18 protein-coding genes are annotated in these 24749 nt (G+C 61.9%); 7 read left to right on the top strand and 11 right to left on the bottom strand.

The genetic code is table 11. The annotated features are described in order from the left end of the window. Positions 1 to 38 precede the first annotated feature (38 nt). Positions 39 to 914, top strand: coding sequence for a LysR family transcriptional regulator (locus LIY45_RS17490; RefSeq protein WP_226477041.1), 876 nt, complete (start codon positions 39 to 41; stop codon positions 912 to 914). Positions 915 to 1065: 151 nt separating this feature from the next. On the opposite strand, the gene LIY45_RS17485 is transcribed toward LIY45_RS17490, so the two are convergent. Further along, the gene (locus LIY45_RS17485; protein WP_226477040.1) at positions 1066 to 2067 is read right to left on the bottom strand and encodes a helix-turn-helix domain-containing protein; all 1002 of its coding nucleotides are present in this window, start codon (positions 2065 to 2067) and stop codon (positions 1066 to 1068) included. Positions 2068 to 2379: 312 nt separating this feature from the next. On the opposite strand from LIY45_RS17485, the gene antA reads away from it, so the two are divergent. The 4 genes from antA to LIY45_RS17465 all read left to right on the top strand — a co-directional run bounded on the left by antA (position 2380) and on the right by LIY45_RS17465 (position 6916). Continuing rightward, positions 2380 to 3771 (top strand): anthranilate 1,2-dioxygenase large subunit, encoded by a 1392-nt coding sequence (gene antA, locus LIY45_RS17480; protein ID WP_226477039.1) that lies wholly within the window; start codon positions 2380 to 2382, stop codon positions 3769 to 3771. Continuing rightward, complete coding sequence (gene antB / locus LIY45_RS17475) at positions 3771 to 4262, top strand: anthranilate 1,2-dioxygenase small subunit (RefSeq protein WP_017478495.1); 492 nt, start codon at positions 3771 to 3773, stop codon at positions 4260 to 4262. The genes antA and antB overlap by 1 nt, the downstream gene beginning before the upstream one ends. A gap of 174 nt (positions 4263 to 4436) precedes the next feature. Further along, positions 4437 to 5444, top strand: coding sequence for an anthranilate 1,2-dioxygenase electron transfer component AntC (gene antC / locus LIY45_RS17470; RefSeq protein ID WP_226477038.1), 1008 nt, complete (start codon positions 4437 to 4439; stop codon positions 5442 to 5444). Between the two features lie 71 nt (positions 5445 to 5515). Next, positions 5516 to 6916 (top strand): amino acid permease, encoded by a 1401-nt coding sequence (locus tag LIY45_RS17465; RefSeq protein ID WP_003212324.1) that lies wholly within the window; start codon positions 5516 to 5518, stop codon positions 6914 to 6916. Positions 6917 to 7077: 161 nt separating this feature from the next. Here the strand turns inward: LIY45_RS17465 and kynA are convergent, their stop codons facing one another. Beyond that, positions 7078 to 7935, bottom strand: coding sequence for a tryptophan 2,3-dioxygenase (kynA, locus tag LIY45_RS17460; RefSeq protein ID WP_063033266.1), 858 nt, complete (start codon positions 7933 to 7935; stop codon positions 7078 to 7080). Continuing rightward, the gene (gene kynB / locus LIY45_RS17455) at positions 7932 to 8582 is read right to left on the bottom strand and encodes an arylformamidase (protein ID WP_226477037.1); all 651 of its coding nucleotides are present in this window, start codon (positions 8580 to 8582) and stop codon (positions 7932 to 7934) included. Before kynB ends, kynA begins: the two co-directional genes overlap by 4 nt. 389 nt (positions 8583 to 8971) lie before the next feature. Between kynB and LIY45_RS17450 the strand changes: the two genes are divergently transcribed. After that, positions 8972 to 9316: a cupin domain-containing protein gene (locus LIY45_RS17450; RefSeq protein WP_003212331.1), complete on the top strand. Its 345-nt coding sequence runs from the start codon at positions 8972 to 8974 to the stop codon at positions 9314 to 9316. A 48-nt stretch (positions 9317 to 9364) separates the two neighbouring features. Here LIY45_RS17450 and mmsB read toward each other — a convergent pair whose 3' ends face one another. Together mmsB and LIY45_RS17440 are read right to left on the bottom strand one after the other, a co-directional pair. Further along, entirely contained in the window at positions 9365 to 10252 is an 888-nt protein-coding gene (mmsB, locus tag LIY45_RS17445) for a 3-hydroxyisobutyrate dehydrogenase (RefSeq protein ID WP_226477036.1), read from the bottom strand. 14 nt (positions 10253 to 10266) lie between these two features. After that, the gene (locus LIY45_RS17440; protein WP_093202143.1) at positions 10267 to 11784 is read right to left on the bottom strand and encodes a CoA-acylating methylmalonate-semialdehyde dehydrogenase; all 1518 of its coding nucleotides are present in this window, start codon (positions 11782 to 11784) and stop codon (positions 10267 to 10269) included. A 131-nt stretch (positions 11785 to 11915) separates the two neighbouring features. Between LIY45_RS17440 and LIY45_RS17435 the strand changes: the two genes are divergently transcribed. Continuing rightward, positions 11916 to 12863 carry a LysR family transcriptional regulator gene (locus tag LIY45_RS17435; RefSeq protein WP_226477035.1) on the top strand — a complete coding sequence of 316 codons (948 nt, stop codon included), beginning with the start codon at positions 11916 to 11918 and terminating at the stop codon, positions 12861 to 12863. 135 nt (positions 12864 to 12998) lie between these two features. Here LIY45_RS17435 and LIY45_RS17430 read toward each other — a convergent pair whose 3' ends face one another. From LIY45_RS17430 to recC, 6 genes are all read right to left on the bottom strand, one after another. Next, a complete protein-coding gene (locus tag LIY45_RS17430) occupies positions 12999 to 13490 on the bottom strand; it encodes an OmpA family protein (RefSeq protein WP_226477034.1) in 492 nt (163 codons plus the stop codon). Positions 13491 to 13494: 4 nt separating this feature from the next. Then, positions 13495 to 14763: a diguanylate cyclase gene (locus LIY45_RS17425; protein WP_226477033.1), complete on the bottom strand. Its 1269-nt coding sequence runs from the start codon at positions 14761 to 14763 to the stop codon at positions 13495 to 13497. Beyond that, entirely contained in the window at positions 14760 to 15329 is a 570-nt protein-coding gene (locus tag LIY45_RS17420; protein WP_226477032.1) for a YfiR family protein, read from the bottom strand. The genes LIY45_RS17425 and LIY45_RS17420 overlap by 4 nt, the downstream gene beginning before the upstream one ends. Before the next feature lie 161 nt (positions 15330 to 15490). Then, complete coding sequence (gene recD / locus LIY45_RS17415) at positions 15491 to 17542, bottom strand: exodeoxyribonuclease V subunit alpha (RefSeq protein WP_226477031.1); 2052 nt, start codon at positions 17540 to 17542, stop codon at positions 15491 to 15493. Further along, a complete protein-coding gene (gene recB / locus LIY45_RS17410; protein WP_226477030.1) occupies positions 17539 to 21216 on the bottom strand; it encodes an exodeoxyribonuclease V subunit beta in 3678 nt (1225 codons plus the stop codon). The genes recD and recB overlap by 4 nt, the downstream gene beginning before the upstream one ends. Next, a complete protein-coding gene (gene recC / locus LIY45_RS17405) occupies positions 21213 to 24662 on the bottom strand; it encodes an exodeoxyribonuclease V subunit gamma (RefSeq protein ID WP_226477029.1) in 3450 nt (1149 codons plus the stop codon). Before recC ends, recB begins: the two co-directional genes overlap by 4 nt. Positions 24663 to 24749 lie beyond the last annotated feature (87 nt).

Here is a 24749-nt window from a genome sequence, read left to right as displayed (position 1 = left end):
GTCTCGAACAATACCCTTAAGGTATGAATGGAGTCCTTATGGAACTGCGCCATCTGCGTTACTTCCAGGTGCTGGGGGAAACCCTCAACTTCACCCGCGCCGCCGAACGCCTGCACATCGCCCAGCCGCCGTTGAGCCGGCAGATCCAGCAACTGGAGGACGAACTGGGTGTAGTCCTGCTGGAACGCGGACGGCCGTTGCGCCTGACCGAGGCCGGGCGGTTTTTCTATGAACACGCCAATGTGCTGCTGGAGCAGTTGGGCAAGGTGTGCGATAGCACCCGGCGCATTGGCTTGGGCGAAAAGACCTGGCTGGGCATCGGTTTTGCGCCGTCGACGCTGTATGGGGTGTTGCCGGAATTGATTCGCCGGCTGCGCAGCCATGATGGCCTGGAACTGGAGCTGGGCCTTTCCGAGATGACCACGTTGCAACAGGTCGAAGCCCTCAAGGCCGGGCGCATAGACGTGGGCTTCGGGCGGATTCGCATCGACGATCCGGCCATTGTGCAGCGGGTATTGGTAGAGGACCGGCTGGTGGCGGTGCTGCCGGCCGGGCACCCCTTGCTGGGTGCTCCGGCAACGCTTGCGCAATTGGCCGCCGAGCCCTTTGTGCTTTACCCCGGCAACCCGCGCCCCAGCTACGCCGACCATGTGATCGCGCTGTTCGACGCCCACGGTTTGAGCCTGAAGGTTTCGCAGTGGACCAACGAATTGCAGACCGCCATCGGCCTGGTGGGCGCGGGGATGGGCGTGACCCTGGTACCCGCCTCGGTGCAGGTGCTGCATCGGGCGGACATCGGCTATACGCCGGTGGTGGAAGCCACGGCCACTTCGCCGATCATTCTCAGCCGGCGGATCAATGACCAGTCGCCGGGGCTCAGTCATTGCCTGCACTTGGTGGAAGAGTTGATCTGAGATCTCACAACCAACACAAATCCCCTGTGGGAGCTGGCTTGCCTGCGATGGCGGTGGCTCAGCTTGTATCTTCTTGGCTGACCCACCGCTATCGCAGGCAAGCCAGCTCCCACATTTGATCTCCATTGTTTTTAAGTAGTGTGTTCATTGTTCAAGCCCCACGCATGCGCCGGGCGTCGTTGCGTTGCAAGGTCTGGCTGGGGGATTCGTCGAACAGCTTGCGGTACTCGGCCGAGAATCGCCCCAGGTGGGTAAACCCCCAGCCCAGGGCGATCTCGGAGATAGTGCGGGTGGAGCCGTGTTCGAGGATTTGCTGGCGCACGGCACCCAGGCGGTATTTCTTCAGGTAAGCCATGGGCGACAGGGCGAAGTATTTGCGGAAGGCATCGAACAGCTTGAAGCGTGACACACCCGCCGCCGCCTCAAGGTCCTCCAGGTGCACCGGTTCCCGGGCGTTGTCGTGGATGTACTGCCGCGCACGGATCAGATAGTGCGGCAGCTTCACCCCCAACACGTCACGCAGTTCTTCGGAATAATTATTCGGCTGGGCCAGGATCAGGCCCTTGATCAGCGAACTTTCCAGGTCCCGGGTAAACGCCACCTGGTCATACAGTTCGCTGCTGCGCTCCAGCTCGGCGATGAAATACCGCGCCATGCGCCACCACGACGCGGAAGCGCCGTCCACCGCGTCCATCGCCGACTCGAAGCGCAACGGCGCTTCAATCGGTCGCTGCAGCAAGCCTTCCAGGGATTCGCTCATCGCCGCGCGGGTGATCACCACCTGCAACTTGCGGCAGTCGCCGGAGATCTCCAGCACCTGATGTTCGTTGGGCGAGATGATCACGCCCTGGTCACGATTGGAACTGAGGCGTACGCCGTTCTTGCTCAACTCCTGCTCGCCCACCAGCGGCAAGGTCAGGCTATAGCTGCTGAAGTGCTCGGCGTCTTCGATGTCGATGGTGACGTCGGTGCCGTACTCGATAATCCCCAGCGTGGTGGCGCGGGACTTGAACACATTGGCACTGTGGTGAAAGCGGATGCGCTCCGGCGTCGCGGTTTGCAGGCGATGCGGCCCGCAAATGCCAGACATCCAGCTGCAAGCGCCTTCAAGGTCGAAGCGCTCGATACGTATATCGCGTGTATTGCTATTCATCACGGGGCACCCACGGCAATTGTGGCCGGCGCGCTCTGACGGCGCGTCCTGGTAGATCGACAGCAAGTTTTGCGCCACGCCAGCGGGATCGCCACTGGATGGATAGCAACCGTCGACTAAGTGGATAACAAGCAGACTTTTCCGACAATCGCCTTGCAAGACAGTAGCGCATTCCGCCACCGCCCCGCACCGCCGTGGGTATTTCGTGCCCAACTAAGTGGCCCACCTTCCCCCATTAACCGGATAGCCCGGTGCCCCGCCGCAGCCTCTTAATGGCCTACCCGTTTAGCCATTATCAAAAAGGTGCCTCCCATGAGTGGTGCAAGAAGCGTCGAACAGTGGAAAAGTTTTATCGAAGGCTGCCTGGACTTCCGCCCGGTGGATGAGGTTTTCCGCATCGCCCGGGACATGTTCACCGAGCCGGAGCTGTTTGATCTGGAGATGGAACTGATCTTCGAGAAGAACTGGATCTACGCCTGTCACGAAAGCGAATTGGCCAACAAACATGACTTCGTGACGATGCGCGCCGGGCGCCAGCCGATGATCATCACCCGCGACGGTGAAGGCCAGCTCAACGCGCTGATCAACGCCTGCCAGCACCGAGGCACCACCCTGACCCGGGTCGGCAAGGGCAACCAGTCCACCTTCACCTGCCCGTTCCACGCCTGGTGCTACAAGAGCGACGGCCGGCTGGTGAAGGTCAAGGCGCCGGGGGAATACCCGGAAGGCTTCGACAAAGCCACTCGCGGCCTGAAAAAGGCGCGGATCGAGAGCTACAAGGGCTTCGTGTTCATCAGCCTGGACGTGAACGGCACCAACAGCCTGGAAGACTTCCTCGGCGACGCCAAAGTGTTCTTCGACATGATGGTCGCCCAGTCGGCCACCGGGGAGCTGGAAGTGCTGCCGGGCAAGTCCGCCTACACCTACGACGGCAACTGGAAACTGCAAAACGAAAACGGCCTGGACGGTTATCACGTCAGCACCGTGCACTACAACTACGTGGCCACGGTGCAGCATCGCCAGCAGGTCAACACGGAAAACGGCACGGGCTCCGGCACCACCCTGGACTACAGCAAGCTCGGTGCCGGCGACGCGAATACCGATGACGGCTGGTTCGCGTTCAACAATGGCCATAGCCTGTTGTTCAGTGACATGCCCAACCCCACCGTGCGTTCGGGCTACGCCACCATCATGCCGCGCCTGATCGAAGAACATGGCCAGCAAAAAGCCGAATGGATGATGCACCGCCTGCGTAACCTGAACATCTACCCGAGCCTGTTCTTTCTCGACCAGATCAGCTCGCAGTTGCGGATCATCCGCCCCATCGCCTGGAACAAGACCGAGATCATCAGCCAGTGCCTGGGGGTGAAAGGCGAGTCTGACGCCGACCGAGAAAACCGCATTCGCCAGTTCGAGGACTTCTTCAACGTCTCGGGCATGGGCACGCCGGATGACCTGGTGGAATTTCGCGAAGCCCAGCGCGGCTTCCAGGGCCGCCTGGAGCGCTGGAGCGATATCTCCCGTGGCAGCCACCGCTGGGAAACCGGGCCGACGCCCAACAGCGAAGCCATCGGCATCCAGCCGGCGATGACCGGCACCGAATTCACCCACGAAGGGCTGTACGTCAACCAGCACCGCAACTGGCAGAAATTCCTGCTGGACGGGCTCGATGCCCAAGCCCTGAAACTGCGGGAGGTGAAATGATGAATGCGCAATTGCAGTACCAGATCGAGCAGTTTTTTTACCGTAAATCCGAACTGTGCGATGCCCAGGATTGGGACGCCTACGTGCAGTTGTTCGACCCGCAGAGTGAGTTCCACCTGCCGCAGTGGGACTCGGAACACGTCTACACCCGCGACCCGAAGCGCGAGATGTCGCTGATCTACTACGCCAACCGTTCAGGGCTGGAGGACCGGGTGTTTCGGCTGCGCACGGGCAAGGCCGCGTCGGCCACGCCGATGCCGAGGACGCTGCATCTGATCAATAACGTGCGGATTGCCGAGCAACCGGGCGGACTGCTGGAAGTGAAGCTGAACTGGCACACGCTGTTCTATCGGCTGGCGACGTCGGAGCAGTTCTATGGCAGCGCCACCTACAGCCTCAAGCCCGATGGCGACAGTTGGTTGATCACCCGCAAGCATGCGCTGCTGCTCAACGACACCATCAACTCGGTGCTGGATTTCTATCACCTCTGAGCTGATGCATTACACCTGTGGCGAGGGAGCTTGCTCCCGCTGGACCGGGCTGGCGCTCCAGTGCGTAGCGCTCCCGGTTTTTTGGGGCTGCTGCGCAGCCCAGCGGGAGCAAGCTCCCTCGCCACAAAAAGCTCACTCGCCAGGCATAACCATCAAACTCGCGGAGTTCTGCGAATGAATCACAAAGTGGCCTTCAGTTTTGCCGACGGCAAGACCCTGTTTTTCCCGGTGGGTACCCATGAGATCCTGCTGGACGCTGCCTTGCGCAACGGCATCAAGATCCCGCTCGACTGCCGCGAAGGCGTATGCGGCACTTGCCAGGGCCGTTGCGAGTCCGGCGATTTCACCCAGGACTACGTGGACGAGGAAGCCCTCTCCAGCCTCGACCTGCAACAACGCAAAATGCTCAGCTGCCAGACCCGGGTCCAATCCGACGCGGCGTTCTATTTCGATTTTGATTCCAGCCTGTGCAACGCGCCGGGGCCGGTACAAATCCGCAGCACGGTGAGCGATGTGCAGCAGGTTTCGGCCAGCACCGCGATCCTGCACCTGCAACTGGAAAGCTCATTGGACTTTTTGCCAGGCCAATACGCCCGCCTGTCGATTCCCGGCACCGACAGTTGGCGCTCCTACTCCTTCGCCAACCGCCCGGGCAATCAATTGCAGTTCCTGATCCGCCTGCTGCCCGATGGCGTGATGAGCAACTACATCCGCGAGCGCTGCCAGGTCGGCGATGAGTTGCTGCTGGAAGCGCCATTGGGTGCCTTCTACCTTCGGCATGTCACCCGGCCGCTGGTGTTGGTGGCCGGTGGCACTGGTTTATCGGCGCTGCTGGGCATGCTTGACGACCTGGCCGCCAACCGCTGCCAACAGCCGGTGCACCTGTATTACGGCGTGCGCGGTGCGGCCGATCTGTGCGAGGCCGCCCGCATCCACGCCTACGCCGATAAAATCCCCCATTTTCGCTACACCGAGGTACTCAGCGACCCAGCGCCCGACTGGGCCGGCAAGCGTGGCTACCTCACCGAGCATTTCGACCTGGCCGAATTGCGGGATCAATCGGCGGATATGTACGTGTGCGGGCCGCCACCGATGGTCGAATCCATCAAACAATGGCTGCTGGATCAGGCACTTGATGGCGTTCAGCTGTATTACGAAAAGTTTACCGAGAGTAATATCTGACCCCTCAGCGGTATGAGGGGCTGGTTCGGTGTGCGATCAACCCTGAAAAAAACAAGTAGAAGGGAATGTTAATGGCGGATGACATGGTTAACCCGGTGGGCCTCAAGCGTGGCCTGAAGAACCGGCATATTCAGCTGATTGCCTTGGGAGGGGCAATCGGGACCGGGCTGTTCCTCGGCTCGGCGGGCGTGCTCAAGTCGGCGGGGCCGTCGATGATCCTGGGCTACGCGGTAGCCGGTTTCATCGCGTTCCTGATCATGCGCCAGCTGGGCGAGATGATCGTCGAGGAACCGGTGGCCGGCTCCTTCAGCCACTTCGCCCACAAGTACTGGGGCGGTTACGCAGGCTTCCTCGCCGGCTGGAACTACTGGGTACTCTACGTGCTGGTGGGCATGGCCGAGCTGACAGCGGTGGGCAAGTACATCCAGTTCTGGTGGCCGGAAATTCCGACCTGGGTCAGTGCGGTGGTGTTCTTTGTGCTGGTCAACCTGATCAACACCCTCAACGTGAAGTTCTTCGGTGAGACCGAGTTCTGGTTCGCGATCATCAAGGTGGTGGCGATTGTCGGCATGATCGTGCTCGGCTGCTATCTGCTGTTCAGCGGCACCGGCGGCCCGCAAGCCTCGGTGAGCAACCTGTGGAGCCACGGTGGGTTCTTCCCCAATGGCGGCATGGGGCTGTTGATGTCCATGGCGTTCATCATGTTCTCGTTCGGCGGCCTGGAGCTGGTGGGCATTACCGCCGCCGAAGCCAGCGAACCCCGTAAGGTGATCCCGAAGGCGATCAACCAGGTGGTGTACCGGATCCTGATTTTCTACGTCGGCGCCCTCACTGTGCTGCTGTCGTTGTACCCATGGGACCAACTGCTGCAAACCCTCGGCGCGTCGGGCGATGCCTACAGCGGTAGCCCGTTCGTACAGATCTTCTCGCTGATCGGTAACGACACCGCCGCCCACATCCTTAACTTCGTGGTCCTGACCGCGGCGCTGTCGGTGTACAACAGCGGCGTGTACTGCAACAGCCGCATGCTGTTCGGCCTGGCCGAGCAAGGCGATGCGCCGAAAGCGCTGATGAAGCTGAACAAGCAAGGCGTGCCGCTGCGTGCCCTGGGCATCTCGGCCCTGGTGACGCTGCTGTGCGTGGTGATCAACTACGTCGCCCCGCATGACGCACTGGAGCTGTTGTTTGCACTGGTGGTTGCCTCGCTGATGATCAACTGGGCGCTGATCAGCCTGACCCACATCAAGTTCCGCAAGGCCATGGGCGAGCAAGGCGTGGTGCCGTCGTTCAAGACCTTCTGGTTCCCGTTCAGCAACTACCTGTGCCTGGCGTTCATGCTGATGATCATCTGCGTGATGCTGGCGATTCCGGGCGTGCGGGCGTCGGTGTATGCGATTCCGGTTTGGGTCGGGATTATCTATGTGGCGTACCGGTTGCGGTTGAATAACGCGAAGGCAGTAACAGCGCAATAACCCATGTGGGAGCGGGCTTGCTCGCGAAGGCGGTATGTCAGTCAGCACATGTGTTTATTGACCCACCGTCTTCGCGAGCAAGCCCGCTCCCACATTTTGATCGTATTCCAAATGAAAAGCCCCGGTACTGATGAGTACCGGGGCTTTTTGTTGGGCCTTGATTACAGCGTGGAACGCACTCGCCACAGCTCGGGGAACAATACGGTGTCGAGCATCTTGCGCAGGTAACCCACGCCTTCGGTGCCGCCCGTACCAGGCTGGAAGCCGATGATCCGCTCCACCGTGGTGACGTGGCGGAAGCGCCATTGGCGGAACGAATCCTCCAGGTCGATAAACTTTTCGGCCAGTTGGTACAGGTCCCAATAACGGCTCGGATCGCGATAAACCTCGCGCCACGCCGCCTCCACGGATTCATCGTGCACCGTCGGTGCCGTCGGGTCGCGTTCGGCGCGCTTGGGGTCGATCGCCAGGCCGGCCTTGGCCATCAGGTTGATCGCCTCGTCATACAGCGACGGCGTGGCAATCGCCACTTTCAGCTCGTTCAACAGGTCCGGACGATGGGCGTGGGGCCGCAACAGCGCCGCGCTTTTATTGCCGAGGATGAATTCGATTTCCCGGTACTGGAACGACTGGAAGCCCGACGACTGGCCCAGGTACGGGCGGATCGATTTGTACTCCGATGGCGTCATGGTCGCCAGCACGGCCCAGGCGTGCACCAGTTGGTCAAAGATCCGCGACACCCGCGCCAGCATTTTGAACGCCGGTGGCAACTCACCCAGGCGCACGTGTTCGCGGGCGGCCTTGAGTTCGTGGAGCATCAGCTTCATCCACAGCTCGGAGGTCTGGTGCTGGATGATGAACAGCATCTCGTTGTGGTCCGGCGACAGCGGGTGCTGGGCGCTGAGCACTTTGCCCAGGTCCAGGTAGTCGCCATAGCTCATGGACTCGGAAAAATTCAGCTCGGCGTTATGCCATTCTTCCGGCGGCTGGTAGTCAGGGGAGAAAGGACACTGGCTCATCGCGTGGGCTCCTTGAGCGGGCGGAGAATCGCTCGTACCGGGCTGGCATCGAGGTTGGCAAAACGCAGCGGCAGCGCGATCAACTCGTAATCGCCCTCCGGTACGTCGTCGAGAACGATGCCTTCGAGAATCGCCATGCCATGCCGGGCGACGGCGTTGTGAGAGTCCATGGTCTTGGACTGTTGCGGGTCCAGGGACGGCGTGTCGATGCCGATCAGGCGCACCCCGAGGCCGGCCAGCAGCTCGACGGTTTGCGGGGCGACGGCGGTGAAATTCGAATCCCAGGTATCCAGTGGCGCCTGTTGATAAGTGCGCAGCAGCACACGCTCCGGGAGGTTCTCCAGGCGGCCTTCCAACTGATATGGCTGCACCAGCGCCCCGCTGCCCAGGCAATGCAGCACCCGGCACGGGCCCATGTACACATCGAGGGACACTTCGCCGATGGGCGCACCGTCAGCGCTGTAGTGCAACGGCGCGTCCACATGGGCGCCGGTGTGGGGCGACAGGGTGATGCGTCCGACATTCACCGGGCACTCGGGGCCGAACTGCCACACGCGCTCTTCCTGAAACGGCGTATCACCCGGCCAGGTCGGGGTCGCGGTGCTCAAGGGCGGGCTGATGTCCCACCACGTTTTTATTGGATTCATTTCAAGGCTCTCGGTCGTTACTGGGGTGAATGATACGAGGGCCAGCTGTAAATATTCTTGCGAATTCCGGCGCAAAGCGGGAAATCTTTCGCACTTACTGCGAGGAAATGGCTGATTGGCGCACAGATATTTCGTACCGACTCAATCATTCAAACAACAAATATCCCCTGTGGGAGCCGGGCTTCCCCGCGATGAGGTCGGCACAGCTTGCCCTTCCATCGCCTGACACTCCGCCAACGCGGGCAAGCCCGGCTCCCACAGGGGTTGGCGGTGACTCACGGATGTGCAAATGACTGCGCTTCTGGGCATCCCGATGTCGAGTTCAGACCACTGGCGGGCCGCCCAAGGCGATAGGGTTCGGACTTCCCTTCCACTGCCTCGGAATCATCATGTCCAAGCCGATCACCGTACTGCGCGACACCCACCCACTGCCGGTGCTGGACGCCTGCAAATGGGAAAAGCTCGAAGGCGACCCACACACCGTCAACCTCAACGCCTACACCAGCGAAGACGGCAGCAAGATCATGGGCACCTGGATCTGCACCCCCGGCAAATGGCGGGTGGAGTACGTGAAGTGGGAATACTGCCACTTTCAGGAAGGCTACTGCGTGATCACCCCGGATGGCCTTGAGCCGATCCATTTGCGGGCTGGGGATATCTTTGTGGTGGAGCCGGGGATGAAAGGGACGTGGGAAGTGGTCGAGACGGTGCGTAAGTATTTTGTGTTTGCCTGACGGCCAAAAACCCGGGAACCCGCTTGAGGCAGGTTCCCGGAAAATCCCCTATTGGGGCTTGCGATAGCTGTTGATGATCGCCGAGAAGTCCTTGCCCCCTTCCCCACGCTGGCTCATCGATTGATACAACTGCTGCGCCACTGCGCCGAGGATCACCGGCTGGTGCGCCTGGCGGGCGGCTTCAGTGGCCAGCCCCAGGTCCTTGAGCATCAGTTCCGCACCAAACCCGCCGGTATAACCCCGGGACGACGGCGCCGTTTCGATAATCCCGGGCCATGGGTTGTAGGTGTCCGAACTCCAGCAGCGTCCGGTGGAGCTGTTGATGATTCCCGCCAGCACTTGGGTGTCGATACCCAACGCATCGCCCAGGGCCATGGCTTCGCTGACGCCGACCATGGTGATACCCAACAGCAGGTTGTTGCAGATCTTCGCAATTTGCCCGGTGCCGACTTCGCCGCAATGGACGATGTTACGGCCCATTTGCGCCAATACCGGTTGCAGGGTGGCGAACAGTTCCGGGGTGGCGCCGACCATGAAGGTCAGCGTCCCGGCCTGGGCGCCGCCGGTGCCGCCGGACACCGGGGCATCGGCCATCACCACGCCTTGTTTTGCTGCCGCCGCGGCTACATCGCGGGCGGTCTGCGGGTCGATGGTGCTGCAATCCACTGCCGGCACGCCTTTGCCGATGCCGGCCAGCACGCCATCTTCACCGAGCCACACACTGCGTACATGGGCCGCAGCCGGGAGCATGGTCACCACCAGCTCGACGCCTTCTGCTGCCGCGCGCGGTGAGGCGCTGATGGTGCCGCCCAGCTCGGCCAGTTCCTTGAGCACGGTCTGGTTCAGGTCGAACAGGTTCAACGCATGGCCAGCCTTGATCAGGTTGCGCGCCATCGGCGCGCCCATGTTGCCCAGGCCGATAAATGCAATCTTCATGGTCGTCTCCTCGATCAGCGCAGGTTGATGGTGGTGTTGACGCCATCATTGACGCTGTCGTCGTCGAACCAGCGGCTGGTGACGGTTTTGGTCTGGGTATAGAACTGCACCACTTGCTTGCCGTACGGGCCCAGATCACCGAGTTTCGAACCACGGGAGCCGGTGAAGCTGAAGAACGGCACTGGCACGGGGATCGGGATGTTGATGCCGACCTGGCCGACGTCGATTTCGCTCTGGAATTTACGCGCCGCCGCGCCGCTCTGGGTGAACAGGCCGGTGCCGTTACCGAACGGGTTGGCGTTGACCAGGGCGATGGCTTGGTCGAGGGTGTCGACTTCCAGCACCACCAGCACCGGGCCGAAGATTTCCTGGGTGTAGATCTGCATGTCGGTGGTCACGCCGGAGAACAGGGTCGGGCCGACGAAATTGCCGTCCTCGAAACCTGGAACCTTGATGCCACGGCCATCCAGTTCCAACTTGGCGCCTTCTTTCACGCCGCTTTCGATCAGGTCGAGGATGCGTGCCTTGGCGCGCTTGGAGATCACCGGGCCCACATCGGTGCCCGCTTCGCTGCCGGCATTCACCTTGAGTTTCTGCGCCAGGGCCTTGAGGTCTGGCAGCCATTGTTTGGCTGCGCCCACCAGCACCACCACGGACGTTGCCATGCAGCGCTGGCCGGCCGCGCCGAAACCGGCACCGACCAGGGCGTTGAGGGTTTGCTCGCGGTTGGCGTCCGGCAGCACCACGGCGTGGTTCTTGGCGCCCATCATCGATTGCACGCGCTTGCCGTGTTTGCCGGCGAGGTCGTAGACGTGAGTCCCCACGGCGGTCGAACCGACGAAGGACACCGCCTTGATATCCTTGTGGGTGCACAGCGCGTCCACCACATCCTTGCCGCCGTGAACCACGTTCAGCACACCGGCTGGCACGCCGGCTTCGAGCGCCAGCTCAACCAGCAGCAGGGTCGACAGCGGATCCTGCTCAGAAGGCTTCAGTACGAAGGTGTTACCGCAGGCAATGGCCATCGGGAACATCCACAGCGGAATCATCGCCGGGAAGTTGAACGGGGTGATGCCCGCGCACACGCCGATCGGCTGGCGCAGGGTATAGGTATCCACACCGCCGGCGACGTTTTCAGCGAATTCGCCCATCTGCAGGGTGCCGATGGAGCACGCATGCTCGACCACTTCCAGGCCACGGAAAATATCGCCTTCCGCGTCGGCAATGGTCTTGCCCTGCTCGGCGCTGAGGACCACGGCGATGCGCTTGGAGTGCTCGCGGATCAAGGCTTGCAACTTGAGCATGATGCGCATGCGCGCACCGATCGGCGTCAGCTTCCAGGTCTGGAAGGCGCGATGGGCGGCGTCAATGGCAGCGTTGACTTCTGCTGGGGTGGAAAACGGCACACGGGCCAGTACTTGCTGGGTGGCGGGGTTGACGATGTCTTGCCATTCGGTGGTCTTGGACTCGACCCACTCGCCGTTGATCAGCAGCTTGACCTGTTGCACGGAAATATCGGCAGATGCGTTCATGTGGTCTCCAATTCTTGTAGGTATGCAGAGAACCAAGGCGTTGAATCGCCTTGAGGATGAGGCGTTCGGACTGTTTTTGGAGTATAGATGTGCAAACTTCTAATAAGAACGCACATAAAAGCCGGTCTAATATGCAAAAAAACATCACGTCACTAGGCTCCCTGAACTGGGATGACCTGAAGTTTTTCCTCGAAGTCGCCCGCACCCGCAAGGCCAGCGTCGCCGCCAAACGCCTGGCGGTGGACTACACCACCGTGTCGCGGCGCATTACTTCCCTTGAGGGATCCTTGGGCACTCTGCTGTTTGAAAAGTCCCGGACCAACGGCTTCGTATTGACCACCGAAGGCCAGCGTCTGCTGGGTTACGCCGAGTCCATCGAAAGCACGTTACACATGGCCTGCGAACAGGTTTCCGGCTCCGGCGTGGCGTTGTCCGGCCACGTGCGCATGGGCTGCACCGAAGGGTTCGGCAGCTTCTTCGTCACCCCGCAACTGAGCCATTTCGTCGACACCTACCCGGCGATCTCCGTGGACATCCTGCCCCTGCCCCACTTCATCAGCCTGTCCAAGCGCGAGGCGGATATCGTCATCGCTCTCGAGCGGCCGGAGCATGGGCCCTACGTGTGCTGCAAACTGTGCGACTACAAGCTGCAGCTGTATGCGACCCAGGAATACCTGGACCAGCACCCGCCCATCCACCGGGCAGCGGATCTGGCCGAGCATCCGTTTATCAGCTACGTGGATGATTTGGCGTTCAGCTCGGAGCTGTTGTACCTGGCGAATGTGGTGCCCGGCGCCAGCGCGAGCTTGCGCAGTACCAGCGTGATTGCGCAGTACGTGGCGGCGCAGCAAGGACGCTCGCTGGCGATCCTGCCGTGCTTTTTGGCGGCGCAGGATCCGCGGTTGCTGCCGGTGCTTTCGAAGGAGATCAACATTACGCGGCAGTTCTGGATGTACTGCCGCGAGGATCTGAGGAAGTTGAAACGGATCACCCTGCTGTGGGATTACATCCGTGAGGTGACGGAGCAGAATCAGCCGTTATTGATGGGGGAAACGCGGGAGATGAGGTTTGCGGATTAAATAAAATGTGGGAGCCGGGCTTGCCCGCGATGGCAGTGTGTCAGTCACCCAATACATCAACTGATACACCGCCATCGCGGGCAAGCCCAGCTCCCACATTGATTGCATTCCAACTCGAATTGCCCGAAAGCCAGACTAGTCCGCAATCACCACAATCGACACCCGCCGATTCTCGGTGCGCCCCGCCGCTGTCGTGTTGGACGCCACCGGCTCGCTGCTGCCCAGCCCGCGCAGCTGTACGTTTTCTTCTTTCATGCCGACGCTGGTCAGCACGTTGGCCACGCTTTTTGCCCGGCGCAGGGAGAGTTGCTGGTTGTAGGTTTCCTTGCCCGAGGCGTCGGTGTGGCCGTCGACCCGCACGCGTTCAATGCCTACGCCCAACAGCGCCTTGCCGATGCGCTGGACGATCTCGGTGCTGGGGGCATTCAGGCTTTCGACGTCGCTGCCAAACAGCACCTTGCCCGACAGGCCGAAGGCCCAGCCCTCGTCAGTCAATTCGAAGCCTTGCTGTTTGAGCACGGCGATTTGCGCCGGTGTCAGGCCTTTGGGCGGCGGTGTCTGGCAGCCACTCAGGGCGAGCAAGGCCACGAGCAAGGTGATGAATAAAAAGCGTGCGGTCGAGAACAAGGGATCAACTCCTGTGTTGAACGTTGGCGGCGGGGGACTCGGACTCCGCCGTTTGCTGGCCACCCTGGGAGAGCCGTTTGGCCTGGTACATCGCCGCGTCGGCGGCGTTGAGCAGGTTACCGGGGGTGGCGCCATGATCAGGGTAGACGGCGATGCCGATACTGAGTGAGGTCAATACGTGGGCGTCGCCGGGCAGCGCAATGGGCGCGTCCATGCTGGCGATGATTTTTTCGGCAATGCGCTGGGCGTCCTCGAGTCTGTGCAGAGGTGACAGCAAGATGGCGAATTCATCGCCGCCCAGGCGTGCCACCAAATCGTCTTCGCGCAATTGCGCACGAATGCGCGCGGCCACTGCCACCAATACCGCATCGCCAGCGGCATGGCCGAAGTTGTCGTTGATGTCTTTGAAGCGGTCGCTGTCCAGGAACAATACCGCCACTTTCTCGTTGAGCTTGGCGGCGCTGCGCAAGGCGCGGATCAGCCGACCTTCGAAAAACGCACGGTTGGGCAGACCGGTCAGGCTGTCGTGGCTGGCCTGGTGGGCGAGGGTTTCGTTTTCGCTTTGCAGGTGGGTCTGCCAGGCTTCCAGTTCGTCGAGCAAGGCATTGAAGTCGTTGCCCAGGCTGTCGAGTTCGGCGATTTTCGCCGGCGGTACGCGCCGGTCAAACGCTCGCTCGCTGCGGGCGGCGTGGGCCACCGAGGCCAGGCTGTGCAACGGCACGGTGATGCCGCGTAACAGGCGCCGCGCCAGATACAGTGCAACCCAGGCGCTGAGGGCGGTGCACACCAGAATCCCGGCGAGGCCGCTGAGCAGGAAGCGCAACAGGCTGCCGCCGTGGCCGGTCAGGTGCACGCTGCCGATGACCTGGCCCTGGTGCAGGATCGGCTGGGTGATGGGCTGCTCGAGCAAGGCATGCGCCAGCTGCAGCTCAATCATCGACAGCATCCCGGTTTCCGGGCGCTCCCAATGTGCGAGTTGCTTGCCGTCGACGTTGAAGACCTCTGCCTCGGCCACCTCTTCCTCCGAAGCAATCACGGCCAATGCTTCAGTGGCCGCCGCGCTGTCGTTGAACACCACCGCCGCTTCCACGGTGTAGTTGATGGAGCGGGCGATCAGGTGCAGGTTGTGGTCGGCATACACCCGTAGCGCGAGGACGCCGAGCAGGGTCAGGGAGATACTGGCCATGCCGACTGCCAGCAGCGCCAGGCTCAGGTGTCCACGCCCGATCACCGAACGCAAGGTGGGCCGCACTGGCCCTTTATCGATACTCATGACCCCGGCGCTCGACGTCGGGACAGCTGCAGTACGCTCGGATGGATGCGCACACCGCTGCGGGCAACGGAGTCAAGGTTGACCTCGAACGACACCTGCTCGTCGGCCACCCGCAGACAGAACAGGCTGCCCACGGTGCATTGGTCGCCGCCTTCGCTGATGCTGAGCACCGGATGGCCGATCAGTGATGCGAACAGGCGGCTACGCTCGTCGCTGGTCAATTGGCCGATGTAAACGGCATCGCAGGCATTGGCGATGTCCGGATGGTCAGCCAGCAAACGCTGGACCACTACCGGACGGCCGGTAGCCTGGGTGGTGCCTTTGACCAGGTCATCGGTGTATTGGGTCGGCCCGACGATGCACAGGCGCAATTGCGCGGGCTCTACCGGCCAACGGGCGTAACTGAGGATTCCGAGGACCACCTGCGTGACCGACTTGGCTCGCTGATCAGCCATGCCGGCGGGGGGCTGGGCAAAAGCGAGAGGCGTGAAGATCCACAGAAGCGCCAACAGCAGCATTCGTCTCCAGCTCAAACTTCGCTCTGTGGGCGAGACAGCCACGTTCATGCAGCGATTCTCTTTGATCTTCTCGGGATGATGCCGCAACGATAGCACAACGGCGGAAAACCCCCGAGGCGACACCCAGGAGGATTCCGACATTTTATTAAGAAAAATCACACATTTGGATCAGAAAATTTAGATGACCCATCGGTCAACTTCTTGATCGATCAAGTGCCCAGTTCCAGCATCAGCCCACTCAAGCGCTTCACCTTGCGACTCACCGCCTCTTCAAATACGCCCCCCCGGGGTTCGATCAGGCTGAACCAGTCCTTGGCCCGGGTGATGCCGGTATAGATCAACTCTTTGGTGAGCACCGGGTTCAGGGCGTCCGGCAGAATCAGTGCGGTGTGGGTGAATTCAGAGCCTTGGGATTTGTGCACCGTCATCGCATAGACAGTTTCCACATCGTTGAGCCGGCTGGGCAGCACAAAGCGCACGCCGCCCTGCCCATCGTTACGCGGGAACGCCACGCGCAGCACCTGTGGCCCACCGTCGCTCTCGGGCAGTTTCAGAGCGATGCCGATGTCGCCGTTCATCAGGCCAAGGCCGTAATCGTTGCGGGTCATCAACACCGGGCGGCCTTCGTACCACTGCTGATCGCTGTCGATCAGCCGGGCCTTGAGCAGCGCGGCGGTGATGCGCAGGTTCAAACCCTCGACACCCCACGGGCCCTTGCGTACGGCGCAGAGCAGCTGGAATGCGTCGAAGGCTTTCAGCAGCTTTTGCGCCCAGAGCGTCCAGGCTTCGTCATCCCGTGGCGTGTCGAGGGATGGGCGCGCGGTCTGCAGCAGCTTCAGGTAATAGCGATAACCGTGGGCACCGTCACCGTGGCCGTCCAGCACCAGGCGCTCCAGGGCGTGGTCGTGCTCGCCCTTGAGGCTGACGCAAAACAGATCGGCATGGCTGCGGGCGGCCAGCAGTTTGCGGGCCTGTTCAGGGTTTTGCTGGTTGACCCAACGGGCCAATTGGCCGATGCCGCTGCCTTCGCCGAAACGCCGCGAGTAACGCAGCATTACCACTTGTTGCGCCAAGGGGTGGCTACCGTCGAGGTCTTCCTGCAAGCCGCTGGCGCCGAGGTCTTCGCCGCTGACCTGTTGCAGCCACTGGCGGGTGTGCGGGCTGTAGAAACCGGCTTCGGCATCGCGGCACAAATCACCCAGCACCGCACCGGCCTCAACCGAGGCCAACTGGTCCTTGTCGCCCAGCAGCACCAGGCGCGCGTGAGTCGGCAAGGCGTCCAGCAGGTTGGCCATCATTTCCAGGTCAATCATCGAGGCTTCGTCCACCACCAGCACATCCAGGGGCAACGGATTGCCGATGTGATGCCGGAAGTGTCGGGTGCCGGGCCGGCTGCCCAGCAACCGGTGAACGGTGGTGACCTGGGTCGGGATTTTTTCCTTCACCGCATCCGGCACTTTCAGCGATAGCACTTGCTGGCTGATGGATTCGGTCAAGCGCGCGGCCGCTTTGCCGGTGGGTGCCGCGAGGCGGATGCGCAAAGCGCTGCCCGCTTCCACGGCAGGTGCCTGCAACAGCGCAAGCAAGCGCACCACCGTGGTGGTCTTGCCGGTGCCCGGACCGCCGGTGACGATGCTGAATGCACCGCGGGTGGCCAAGGCGCAGGCGAGTTTTTGCCAGTCGACGACGCCGTCCGGCGGGGCCTGGTCGAACAGGCGATTCAAACGCTCGGGCAGATCGTTGGCAACGCTTTCGCGGGTGGCAAGTCGCAGGCGCAAAGCGCTGTCGATGCGCCGCTCGTAAGTCCAGTAGCGGCGTAAATACAGGCGTTTTCCCGACAGCACCAGTGGCCGGCTTCGCGCGTCCTCGCTGCCATCGACGGCCAGTGCCACCAGGCGGCTGGCGGCCAGGGCATGGCACCAATGGGCGCCGTCCAGGCCATCGAGCAATTGCGATGGCAACAGCATGACGCCGGTTTGCGCATCGCCTTCGGGCGGCAGCGACAGAGCAAAGTCCGGCGCCTTGAGGGTTTCGAACAGGTCCAGGCACACGTGGCCATGGCCCAGTTGGTGACTGGTCAGGGCGGCGGCCAGCAACACCAAAGGATCAGCCTGGGGATCAAGCTCATGGAGGAAGCCGACGAAGGCTTTATCCAACGCACGCAACCAGCCGCGCTGCACCCAGAGATCGAGCAATTGCACCAGGTCGGCGGCGCGGCTGAGGGGCGTCAGCGCCTCGAGCGGTAACGGCGACAGGCTCATAGCAGCTCTCCTTGTTCCCAGGCGGGCTCGGCCTTGGGTGGTAGCGGTTTGCCTTGGAACAGCAGGTCCAGGCTTTCGATCAATTCCCGGGGCGGTCGGGTGAAATACGCACCCTGGCTCGCGGAATGGGTGCCCCGCAGGAACAGGTACAACGCGCCACCGACGTGGCGGTCGTAGTCGTAATCCGGCAGGCGAGCCTTGAGCTGGCGATGCAGGGCCAGCAGGTAAAGGACGTATTGCAGGTCGTAACGATGATCGAGGATCGACAGCTCCATAGCCTGTTGTGTGTAGGCCGAATCGTCAGGACCGAGCCAGTTGGATTTGTAGTCCGCCACGTAGTAACGGCCTTGGTGTTCGAAGGTCAGGTCGATAAAGCCCTTGAACATGCCGTTGAGCAGCACCGGTTCGGCGGCCACGCGGGATACGCCATTGTGAGTGTGCTTGCACACCAGTTTGTCGAGCGCGAGGACATCGACCTTGTGACTGGCAAACCAGAATTCCATTTCGATCTGGTAGTGCTGCAACTCATTGAGGGCCATCTGCCCGTTGCCCAGCGGCAGCCTAGCTTGCAACAGGTGCCCGAGCCAGCCGCCGAGGGTGCCGATCCAGCCTTCCCAACCCCGTCGGTTGCAACGCCGGGCGACCGCATCTTCGATGGCCTCCGGAGCAACGTTGAAGCCTTCGCCGCCCGCCCACTCCAGCAGCCCATGGAGGAAGGTGCCGGGGTTCGGCCCGCGTGGAAAACGGTGAATATCGCCGCCGGAAGCCGGCACTTCTCGCGGGGCATCAGGGTCGAGGCGTTCGTCGTCGAACAGCTTCTGCGCTTGCGGGCTTTCCGGCGCTTCGAGGCTGGCGGCGCTCATGCTCTCGCCGATGCGCAGGGCACTGTAGGAGGCGATCCACCAGTTTTCTGCGGCCTTGCGTTTGGGCAACAGCGGCGCTAGCAAAGTGGCTTCGTTGCGTGGCGGGTGGAACATGACCGTATCGGCTTCAGGCATTTCTGCGTAATGCAGCGCCGGGCAACCTTCCTGCAGGTCGAGGAGCCAGCGGGCCAGGCCGGCGGACTCGCCCAGTGAAGCACCGCCGCCGAGCAAGTAGCCCAAGGCCGACAGGTGCAACACCGAGCTGTTGTTATTGCCGCGCTTCAGGTCAGCGATCCCAAGCCAGCAAGCGTGTTTGGCGCGGGTCAGCGCCACGTAAAACAGGCGCAAGTCTTCGGCCAGACGTTCATCGTCGGCCTGGGCGATCAACTCGGCGGTGGGCTTGAGGCTGACTTGGGATTTGCCGTTTGCGTCGTGGTAATGCAACGGCAAGCGGCTGCCATCCACCGGTTTTGCCGAGCAGATGAACGGCAGGAAGACCAGGTCGTACTCCAGCCCCTTGGACTTGTGGATCGTCACCACTTTGACCAGTTGCTCATCGCTTTCCAGGCGCAGGATCTGCTCTTCACCGGCCTGGCCGGAGAGCGCGAGATGTTCGGCCAGATGGCGAATCAATGCCTGCTCGCCGTCCAGCTCTGCGGCCGCCTGTTGCAACAATTCCGAGAGGTGCAGCAGGTTGGTCAGTACCCGTTCGCCATCGCTGCGGGTGATCAGGGTTTGCGGCAATTGGAAGTCGTGCAACAGGCGACGCAGCATCGGCAGCACGCCTTGGGTGCGCCAGATCGTGCGGTAGTCGCGGAACTGCATCACGCGTTTTTCCCACGCGAGTTCGTCCTGGTTCAGACGCTCCAGTTCCGGCAATGACAGGTTCAAGGTGACGCAGGCCAAGGCAGCGCGCAGCGGGCGCTCGACGTCCGGCTCGGCGCAGGCTTTGAGCCAGGCCAGCAGGTCGTGGGCTTCCTGGGCGGCGAACACCGAGTCTTTATCAGACAGGTAAACGCTGCGTACGCCACGGGCAGCCAACTCGCTGCGCACGGCTTGGGCCTCCTTGCCGTCGCGCACCAGGATGGCGATGTCTGACGGCAGCACGCCTTTGAAGCTACCGTCTTTGCTCAGGAATCCCGCAGTTCCCTGCTGGCCGCCGTTGAGTAATGCGACGATTTGACTGGCGCAGGTCGCGGCCAGTTGTTGGCGGTAGAGCACGCTGGAGATCGGCTGGTCGGTGGGCAAGTGCCAGAGGTTCAGCGCGGGCAACGTCTGACCGTTGACCTGCAGTTGTTCCTTGCGGCCTTGGGACAATACCGACTGAAACGGCACCGGATTCGTACCGTCGGGTTCGCGGAACAGGAATGCACCACGGCCTTTTTCGGCGCGCTGGAACACATGGTTTACCGCTTCGACCATGGCATGGCTGGAACGGAAGTTGGTGCCCAGGGTGTGATGGCGGCCGGTAGTGGATTGGCGCGCGCGCAGGTAGGTATAGATATCGGCACCACGGAAGGCGTAGATCGCCTGCTTCGGGTCGCCGATCAGGAACAGGCCGCTGTCGAGGTGGTTTTCTTCGATGCGGTAGATGCTGTCGAAGATGCTGTATTGCACCGGGTCGGTGTCCTGGAATTCGTCGATCAGGGCGACCGGGAATTGCTCGCGGATCACACTGGCCAGGCGCTCGCCGCCGTCGGCCTGCAGGGCGGCGTTGAGGCGGATCAGCATGTCGTCGAAACCCATTTCGGCGCGACGACGTTTTTCTTCTTCGAAGCGTTTTCCTACCCAGCCGGCGGCGTGTTGCAGCACGGCGGCATCCGGCGTTGGCAGGGCGTCGAGGCTGGCCTTGAGGCTGGCCATGGCGTCAATACCCGGATGGCTTGGTGGCTCGCCTTTCCAGGCTTCGGCCATGCCGTCGGGCGTCAGGCGGGTGAAGCCGGTGCCGATATCCAGTTGCTCGAGAGACTCATCAGCCGCCCAGGCGCTGATCTTTTCGAACCAAGGCTCGAAGTAACGCGCTTGCATCTTGCGACCATCGACGGCTTTGGCAGCGACGGCCTGCAGGCAAATGTTGCGCAGCTCTTCAGCCCATTGTTGCCAGGGCGCCTTGAGCGCGACGAGGGCTTGGCGGCGTTCTTGTAGGCATTCGTTGATCAGCTCGGCGGGGGCGCGAGTTTCATCCGTGGGCCGCTCGCTGTTGAACAACGCGCGTACCCGTGGCATCAGCGCTGCCGGGCCGCCCCAGTTGTTGCGCACCCAGTTCAATGCATCGTCGTGCATCGGGTAGCAGAACAGTCGCCAGTAGTCGCGCAGCACTTCGCCGAGCAGGTCGCTGTGGTCGGTTTCCAGGGTCTGGGTGAACAGGCTGCCGCTGTCGAAGGCATGTTCGCGCAGCATGCGCTGGCACCAACTGTGGATGGTCGAGACGGCCGCTTCGTCCATCCATTGGGCGGCGATGTCCAGGCGATTGGCGCAGCCGGGCCATTGTTCGAGGCTGTATTGGTCGCGCAGTTCGGCGATCAGTGCATCGGGTTCTTCAATTTCTTCACGGAAAAAACGCGCGGCTTCCGCCAGGCGGATACGGATACGTTCGCGCAGCTCTTTGGTGGCGGCGTCGGTGAAGGTCACGACGAGAATTTGCGGCGGCAGTAACTCGCGGCCGAAGCCCGATTCGTCACCACCGTGGCCGAGAACCAGACGCAGGTAGAGCGCCGAGATGGTGAACGTCTTGCCCGTGCCGGCACTGGCTTCGATCAGTTGGCTGCCTTTAAGCGGGAACGCCAGGGCCAGGGGTTTTGTGCCGCTCATGCGCTGGCCTCCGCGCTGGTGAGTGATCGCCAGGGGGCATTGATCAACGGTCGATACAGCGTTTCGCACCAACCCTCAAATTCTTCGCTGGCCATCAAGGCGGCGTAGTCGGGGAACTGGCGGGTGAGCGCGGGACTTTCACGGCGCTCGCCGTCGGTGGTTTGGCCGTCGCCTTCGTAGGCTTTGCTGGCGGCGGCTTGCGCTTTGGCCGGGTCGGTTTGGCCGAGCCAGGCGAACGCTGTTTTAACGGCGATCGGCAGTGGCTCGCTCATGCCGGTTTTCCAGGCGAGCAGCAGGTTGCCAAGGAGCTCTTGGGCGGTGGCTTGCTCCAGTGGGGCCAGCAGCAGCGTGTCGTCGCTGGCGACCAGGCCGGTACTTAACGGGAGGCCGCAGGCGCAGGCCACCAAGTGGTTCACCCACGGGCGAATCAGGCGATGCCACTTGCGGGTCTTGATCGAGCCGATGCTGTTGGGGATGGCGGTGACGCTTAAAAGGCTGCCATCGCTGCGTTGGTGCAGGCCGCTGATCCAACCTTCCAGTTGGATGCCTTGATGCTCAAAACTGATCGGTTCAGCACTGGTGTGCGGAGTTGGCCAGAGAGCTAGGAGTTGCTGATAACGTTGCAGCAGATCCGGCAAGGGCTCGATCAGTTCTTTACGCAGGCATTCGCCGAAACCAACCATCGGCAACAAGCCACCGCCTTGCAGGCGCAGGGCCTGGGCGTTGAGGGCTTCGTCGAGGTTGTCGGGGCGAGTGAGTGCCGCCGTGAGCAAGCTGTCGCTCAAGCTATAGCGCTGCAGTGCGTCGAGGACGAAGGGTTCTTCATCTTCCAGCGGAACTTCGGCGGCTTCGAAAAACACTTTCAGGCGCTGGCTGAAGAAGTGTTTGACCGGGTTGCGCAAGAAGTCCTGCAGTTGGCCGAGGCTCAGCGGTTCTTCCTGGATGTAGGGCGCGAGGGTGCCGGTATCGGGCAGGCTGTCCGGGGTTGCGTGGAGCAACTGCCATTCGCGGGCGTAGCTGAACAGCTCGTCACCTTCGTGGAAGTAGCGGGCGCTGAAGGGCTGAAGCGGGTGTTCCTGGGTGGTGGCTTCCAGGAGGGGTTCGCCGCTGGTGGTGTGCCAACCGCTGGCGATGTGGTCGCGCAACTGGCCGATCAGGACGGATGCCGGACGATCACTGTTGTCGCGGATGCTGCGGCCGACCCAACTGATGTAGAGCTGATCGCGGGCCGAGAGCAGGGCTTCGAGCAGCAGGTAGCGGTCATCCTCGCGGCGTGATCGATCACCTGGGCGGTAGTCGCTGCCCATCAGGTCGAAGTCCAGCGGCGGTTGCGCGCGCGGGTAGTCGCCGTCATTCATGCCCAGCAGGCACACCAGCTTGAACGGGATCGCACGCATGGGCATCAGGGTGCAAAAATTGACAGCACCGGCGAGAAAGCGCTGGGACAGTCGGCCTTGATCGAGGCCTGCCAGCCAGGCCTCGCGGACGACGGTCAGGGGTAACTCGTCGTGCAAGCCGACGGACTCGCAGGTCTCCAGCCAGGTTTCTCTCAGTTGCTCGAGTTGGCCCAGGAGGTAGTCGTCATGCTCGTTGCTCGGGAGGAAAAACAGCTGCATCAGGTTTTGCAGGCGCTCGCCCCATTCTGTGGGCGCAGCGGGTTGTGACAGTGCCTGGTGGGCGTCGTGCAGCGCGTCGAGCAGCGCGACCAGCGGGCCGATCAAGGCAGCGTCGAGGCCGCCGATCTCATCGTAAGGCTCGATGCCGTCGCAGGCAGAGCCCGTGCCGACGGCATAGCCCAGGAGCATGCGGCGTAGGCCGAAACGCCAGCTGTTTTGCTCCAGCTCCTGGGGCAATCCGAGCCCCGCACGTTGTTCGGCGTTGAGGCCCCAGCGGATGCCTGCGCCTTCGATCCAGCGGTGCAGGGTCGGCAGGTCGCGCTCCTTGATGCCGAAGCGTTCGCGCAGGGCCGGTACGTCGAGCAGGTCGAGGATTTCGCTGACCGGGAAGCGGCTGTCGGGGAGCTTGAGCAAGTGTTCGACGGCGATCAGTAATGGATCGCGGCCGCGCTGGCCTTGGTCTGTAAGCGTGAACGGAATAAAGCGCAGGTCGTTTCTTTCAAGCTGGCCGAATACGGCACGAATATGCGGTGCGTAGCTGTCGACGTCGGGGACCATGACGATGATGTCCCGTGGGCGCAGCGTGGGGTCGGCGCTGAAGCGCTGGAGTAACTGGTCGTGGAGGATTTCTACTTCCCGCTGGGCGCTGTGGGCGATGTGGAAGCGGATGGAAGTGTCGCGCTTCAGGTCCACGCTTGGCCAGAGTTCGCGGGTTTCGTTGAGCGGGCGCAGTTCGAGGATGTCGTCCTGGAGCTGGTTGAGCAAGGTGGTGGGCTCGCTTTCGCTGAACAGGTCGATACGGCCGTCGCGGAATGCCGAGCGGTAACTGTTGGGGTCGTCGTAGCTGTCCAACAGGTTGATGTAGTCGCGACCTTGTTTCCCCCAGGCCGCGAGCAGCGGGTGGGCGTGCTGGTGCAGGGTTTGCGGGTCGATGGTAACCGGCATTCCGGCTTTGCGGGCCTGGCGTTTGTATTCGTTTCGGAGCAGGTCTTTGTCGGCAACGATGTCGGACCAGTGGTGGCGACAAGGGTTGTGCACGCACAGCAGCACTTGGCTGAAACGGGCGAGGCCGGCCAGCGCTTCCAGGGCTTGCGCCGGCAAGGAGGAAATACCGAAAACGATCACGCGCGAAGGTAGGCCGGCGGGCGCTTGTTCGAGGGTGTTGATGCGCTCGATAAAGCGCTGGTGAACGCCGGCGCGACTCTGGGCCATGCCCTCCTCTCCGACATCCAGCAGCAGGGCACGCCATAGTTCAGCTTGCCAGCAGTTGGCTGGGCTCAGGGGTTTGGATTCACCTCGACCATTGCGTAGTTGATGACGACCGGCAGCCCAGTCTTCCAGCCAGTCGGCACGGTAGACCTGGTATTGGTCGAAGAGGTCAGCGAGGCGTTCTGCCAGTTGGTAGCGTTTGCGCAGATCCGTGTCGTGGGTCAGGAAGCGTTGCAGGGGTTCGAAGTGGGGCTGGTTGATCAGCTCGGGAAGCAGGCGCATGAGACGCCAGGTCAGTGGGGCTTTATCCAGCAGGGACTTGGCCGGGATTTCATCTTTGCCCAGGACCATGCGATAGAGCTGCCACATGAAGCTGCCGGGAAGTTGTACGTCGATAGCCGCAGCGATGCCGCAACCGCCCATGTCGTCATCTTCAGGGTCTTCTGCCAGCGCCAGTTTGAGCCATTGGGCAATGCCGTTGCTTTGTACCAGAGCGATTTCGTTTTCGAGGGGAGCCAGCGGGTAACGACGCATCCAACTGACAACCAGGCTGCGCAGCTCATCCAGGCGGTTGCCGTGAACCACCATGAATCCAGCACTGAGGGACGTCGCATCCGGCATAACGGCTTCCTTGGGAAAAGCAAAATCGAGGAATGGACTTTAGCATTGAAGGCAACCGCAGGCTGCAAGTGAGGAACACTTGGGGAC

This window comes from Pseudomonas sp. MWU16-30323 (genome assembly GCF_020515595.1).
In the GTDB taxonomy this organism is placed as follows: domain Bacteria; phylum Pseudomonadota; class Gammaproteobacteria; order Pseudomonadales; family Pseudomonadaceae; genus Aquipseudomonas; species Aquipseudomonas yamanorum.
This window is presented reverse-complemented; position numbering and strand designations above follow the sequence as displayed.

Coding starts and splice junctions, on each gene's coding strand:
- antA (WP_226477039.1), top strand. CDS start 2,380: ATGAGTGGTGCAAGAAGCGTCGAACAGTGGAAAAGTTTTATCGAAGGC.
- recC (WP_226477029.1), bottom strand. CDS start 24,662: ATGCCGGATGCGACGTCCCTCAGTGCTGGATTCATGGTGGTTCACGGC.
- LIY45_RS17420 (WP_226477032.1), bottom strand. CDS start 15,329: ATGAACGTGGCTGTCTCGCCCACAGAGCGAAGTTTGAGCTGGAGACGA.
- LIY45_RS17440 (WP_093202143.1), bottom strand. CDS start 11,784: ATGAACGCATCTGCCGATATTTCCGTGCAACAGGTCAAGCTGCTGATC.
- recD (WP_226477031.1), bottom strand. CDS start 17,542: ATGAGCCTGTCGCCGTTACCGCTCGAGGCGCTGACGCCCCTCAGCCGC.
- LIY45_RS17450 (WP_003212331.1), top strand. CDS start 8,972: ATGTCCAAGCCGATCACCGTACTGCGCGACACCCACCCACTGCCGGTG.
- LIY45_RS17485 (WP_226477040.1), bottom strand. CDS start 2,067: ATGAATAGCAATACACGCGATATACGTATCGAGCGCTTCGACCTTGAA.
- LIY45_RS17425 (WP_226477033.1), bottom strand. CDS start 14,763: ATGAGTATCGATAAAGGGCCAGTGCGGCCCACCTTGCGTTCGGTGATC.
- kynA (WP_063033266.1), bottom strand. CDS start 7,935: ATGAGCCAGTGTCCTTTCTCCCCTGACTACCAGCCGCCGGAAGAATGG.
- kynB (WP_226477037.1), bottom strand. CDS start 8,582: ATGAATCCAATAAAAACGTGGTGGGACATCAGCCCGCCCTTGAGCACC.
- recB (WP_226477030.1), bottom strand. CDS start 21,216: ATGAGCGGCACAAAACCCCTGGCCCTGGCGTTCCCGCTTAAAGGCAGC.
- LIY45_RS17465 (WP_003212324.1), top strand. CDS start 5,516: ATGGCGGATGACATGGTTAACCCGGTGGGCCTCAAGCGTGGCCTGAAG.
- LIY45_RS17490 (WP_226477041.1), top strand. CDS start 39: ATGGAACTGCGCCATCTGCGTTACTTCCAGGTGCTGGGGGAAACCCTC.
- LIY45_RS17435 (WP_226477035.1), top strand. CDS start 11,916: ATGCAAAAAAACATCACGTCACTAGGCTCCCTGAACTGGGATGACCTG.
- mmsB (WP_226477036.1), bottom strand. CDS start 10,252: ATGAAGATTGCATTTATCGGCCTGGGCAACATGGGCGCGCCGATGGCG.
- antC (WP_226477038.1), top strand. CDS start 4,437: ATGAATCACAAAGTGGCCTTCAGTTTTGCCGACGGCAAGACCCTGTTT.
- antB (WP_017478495.1), top strand. CDS start 3,771: ATGAATGCGCAATTGCAGTACCAGATCGAGCAGTTTTTTTACCGTAAA.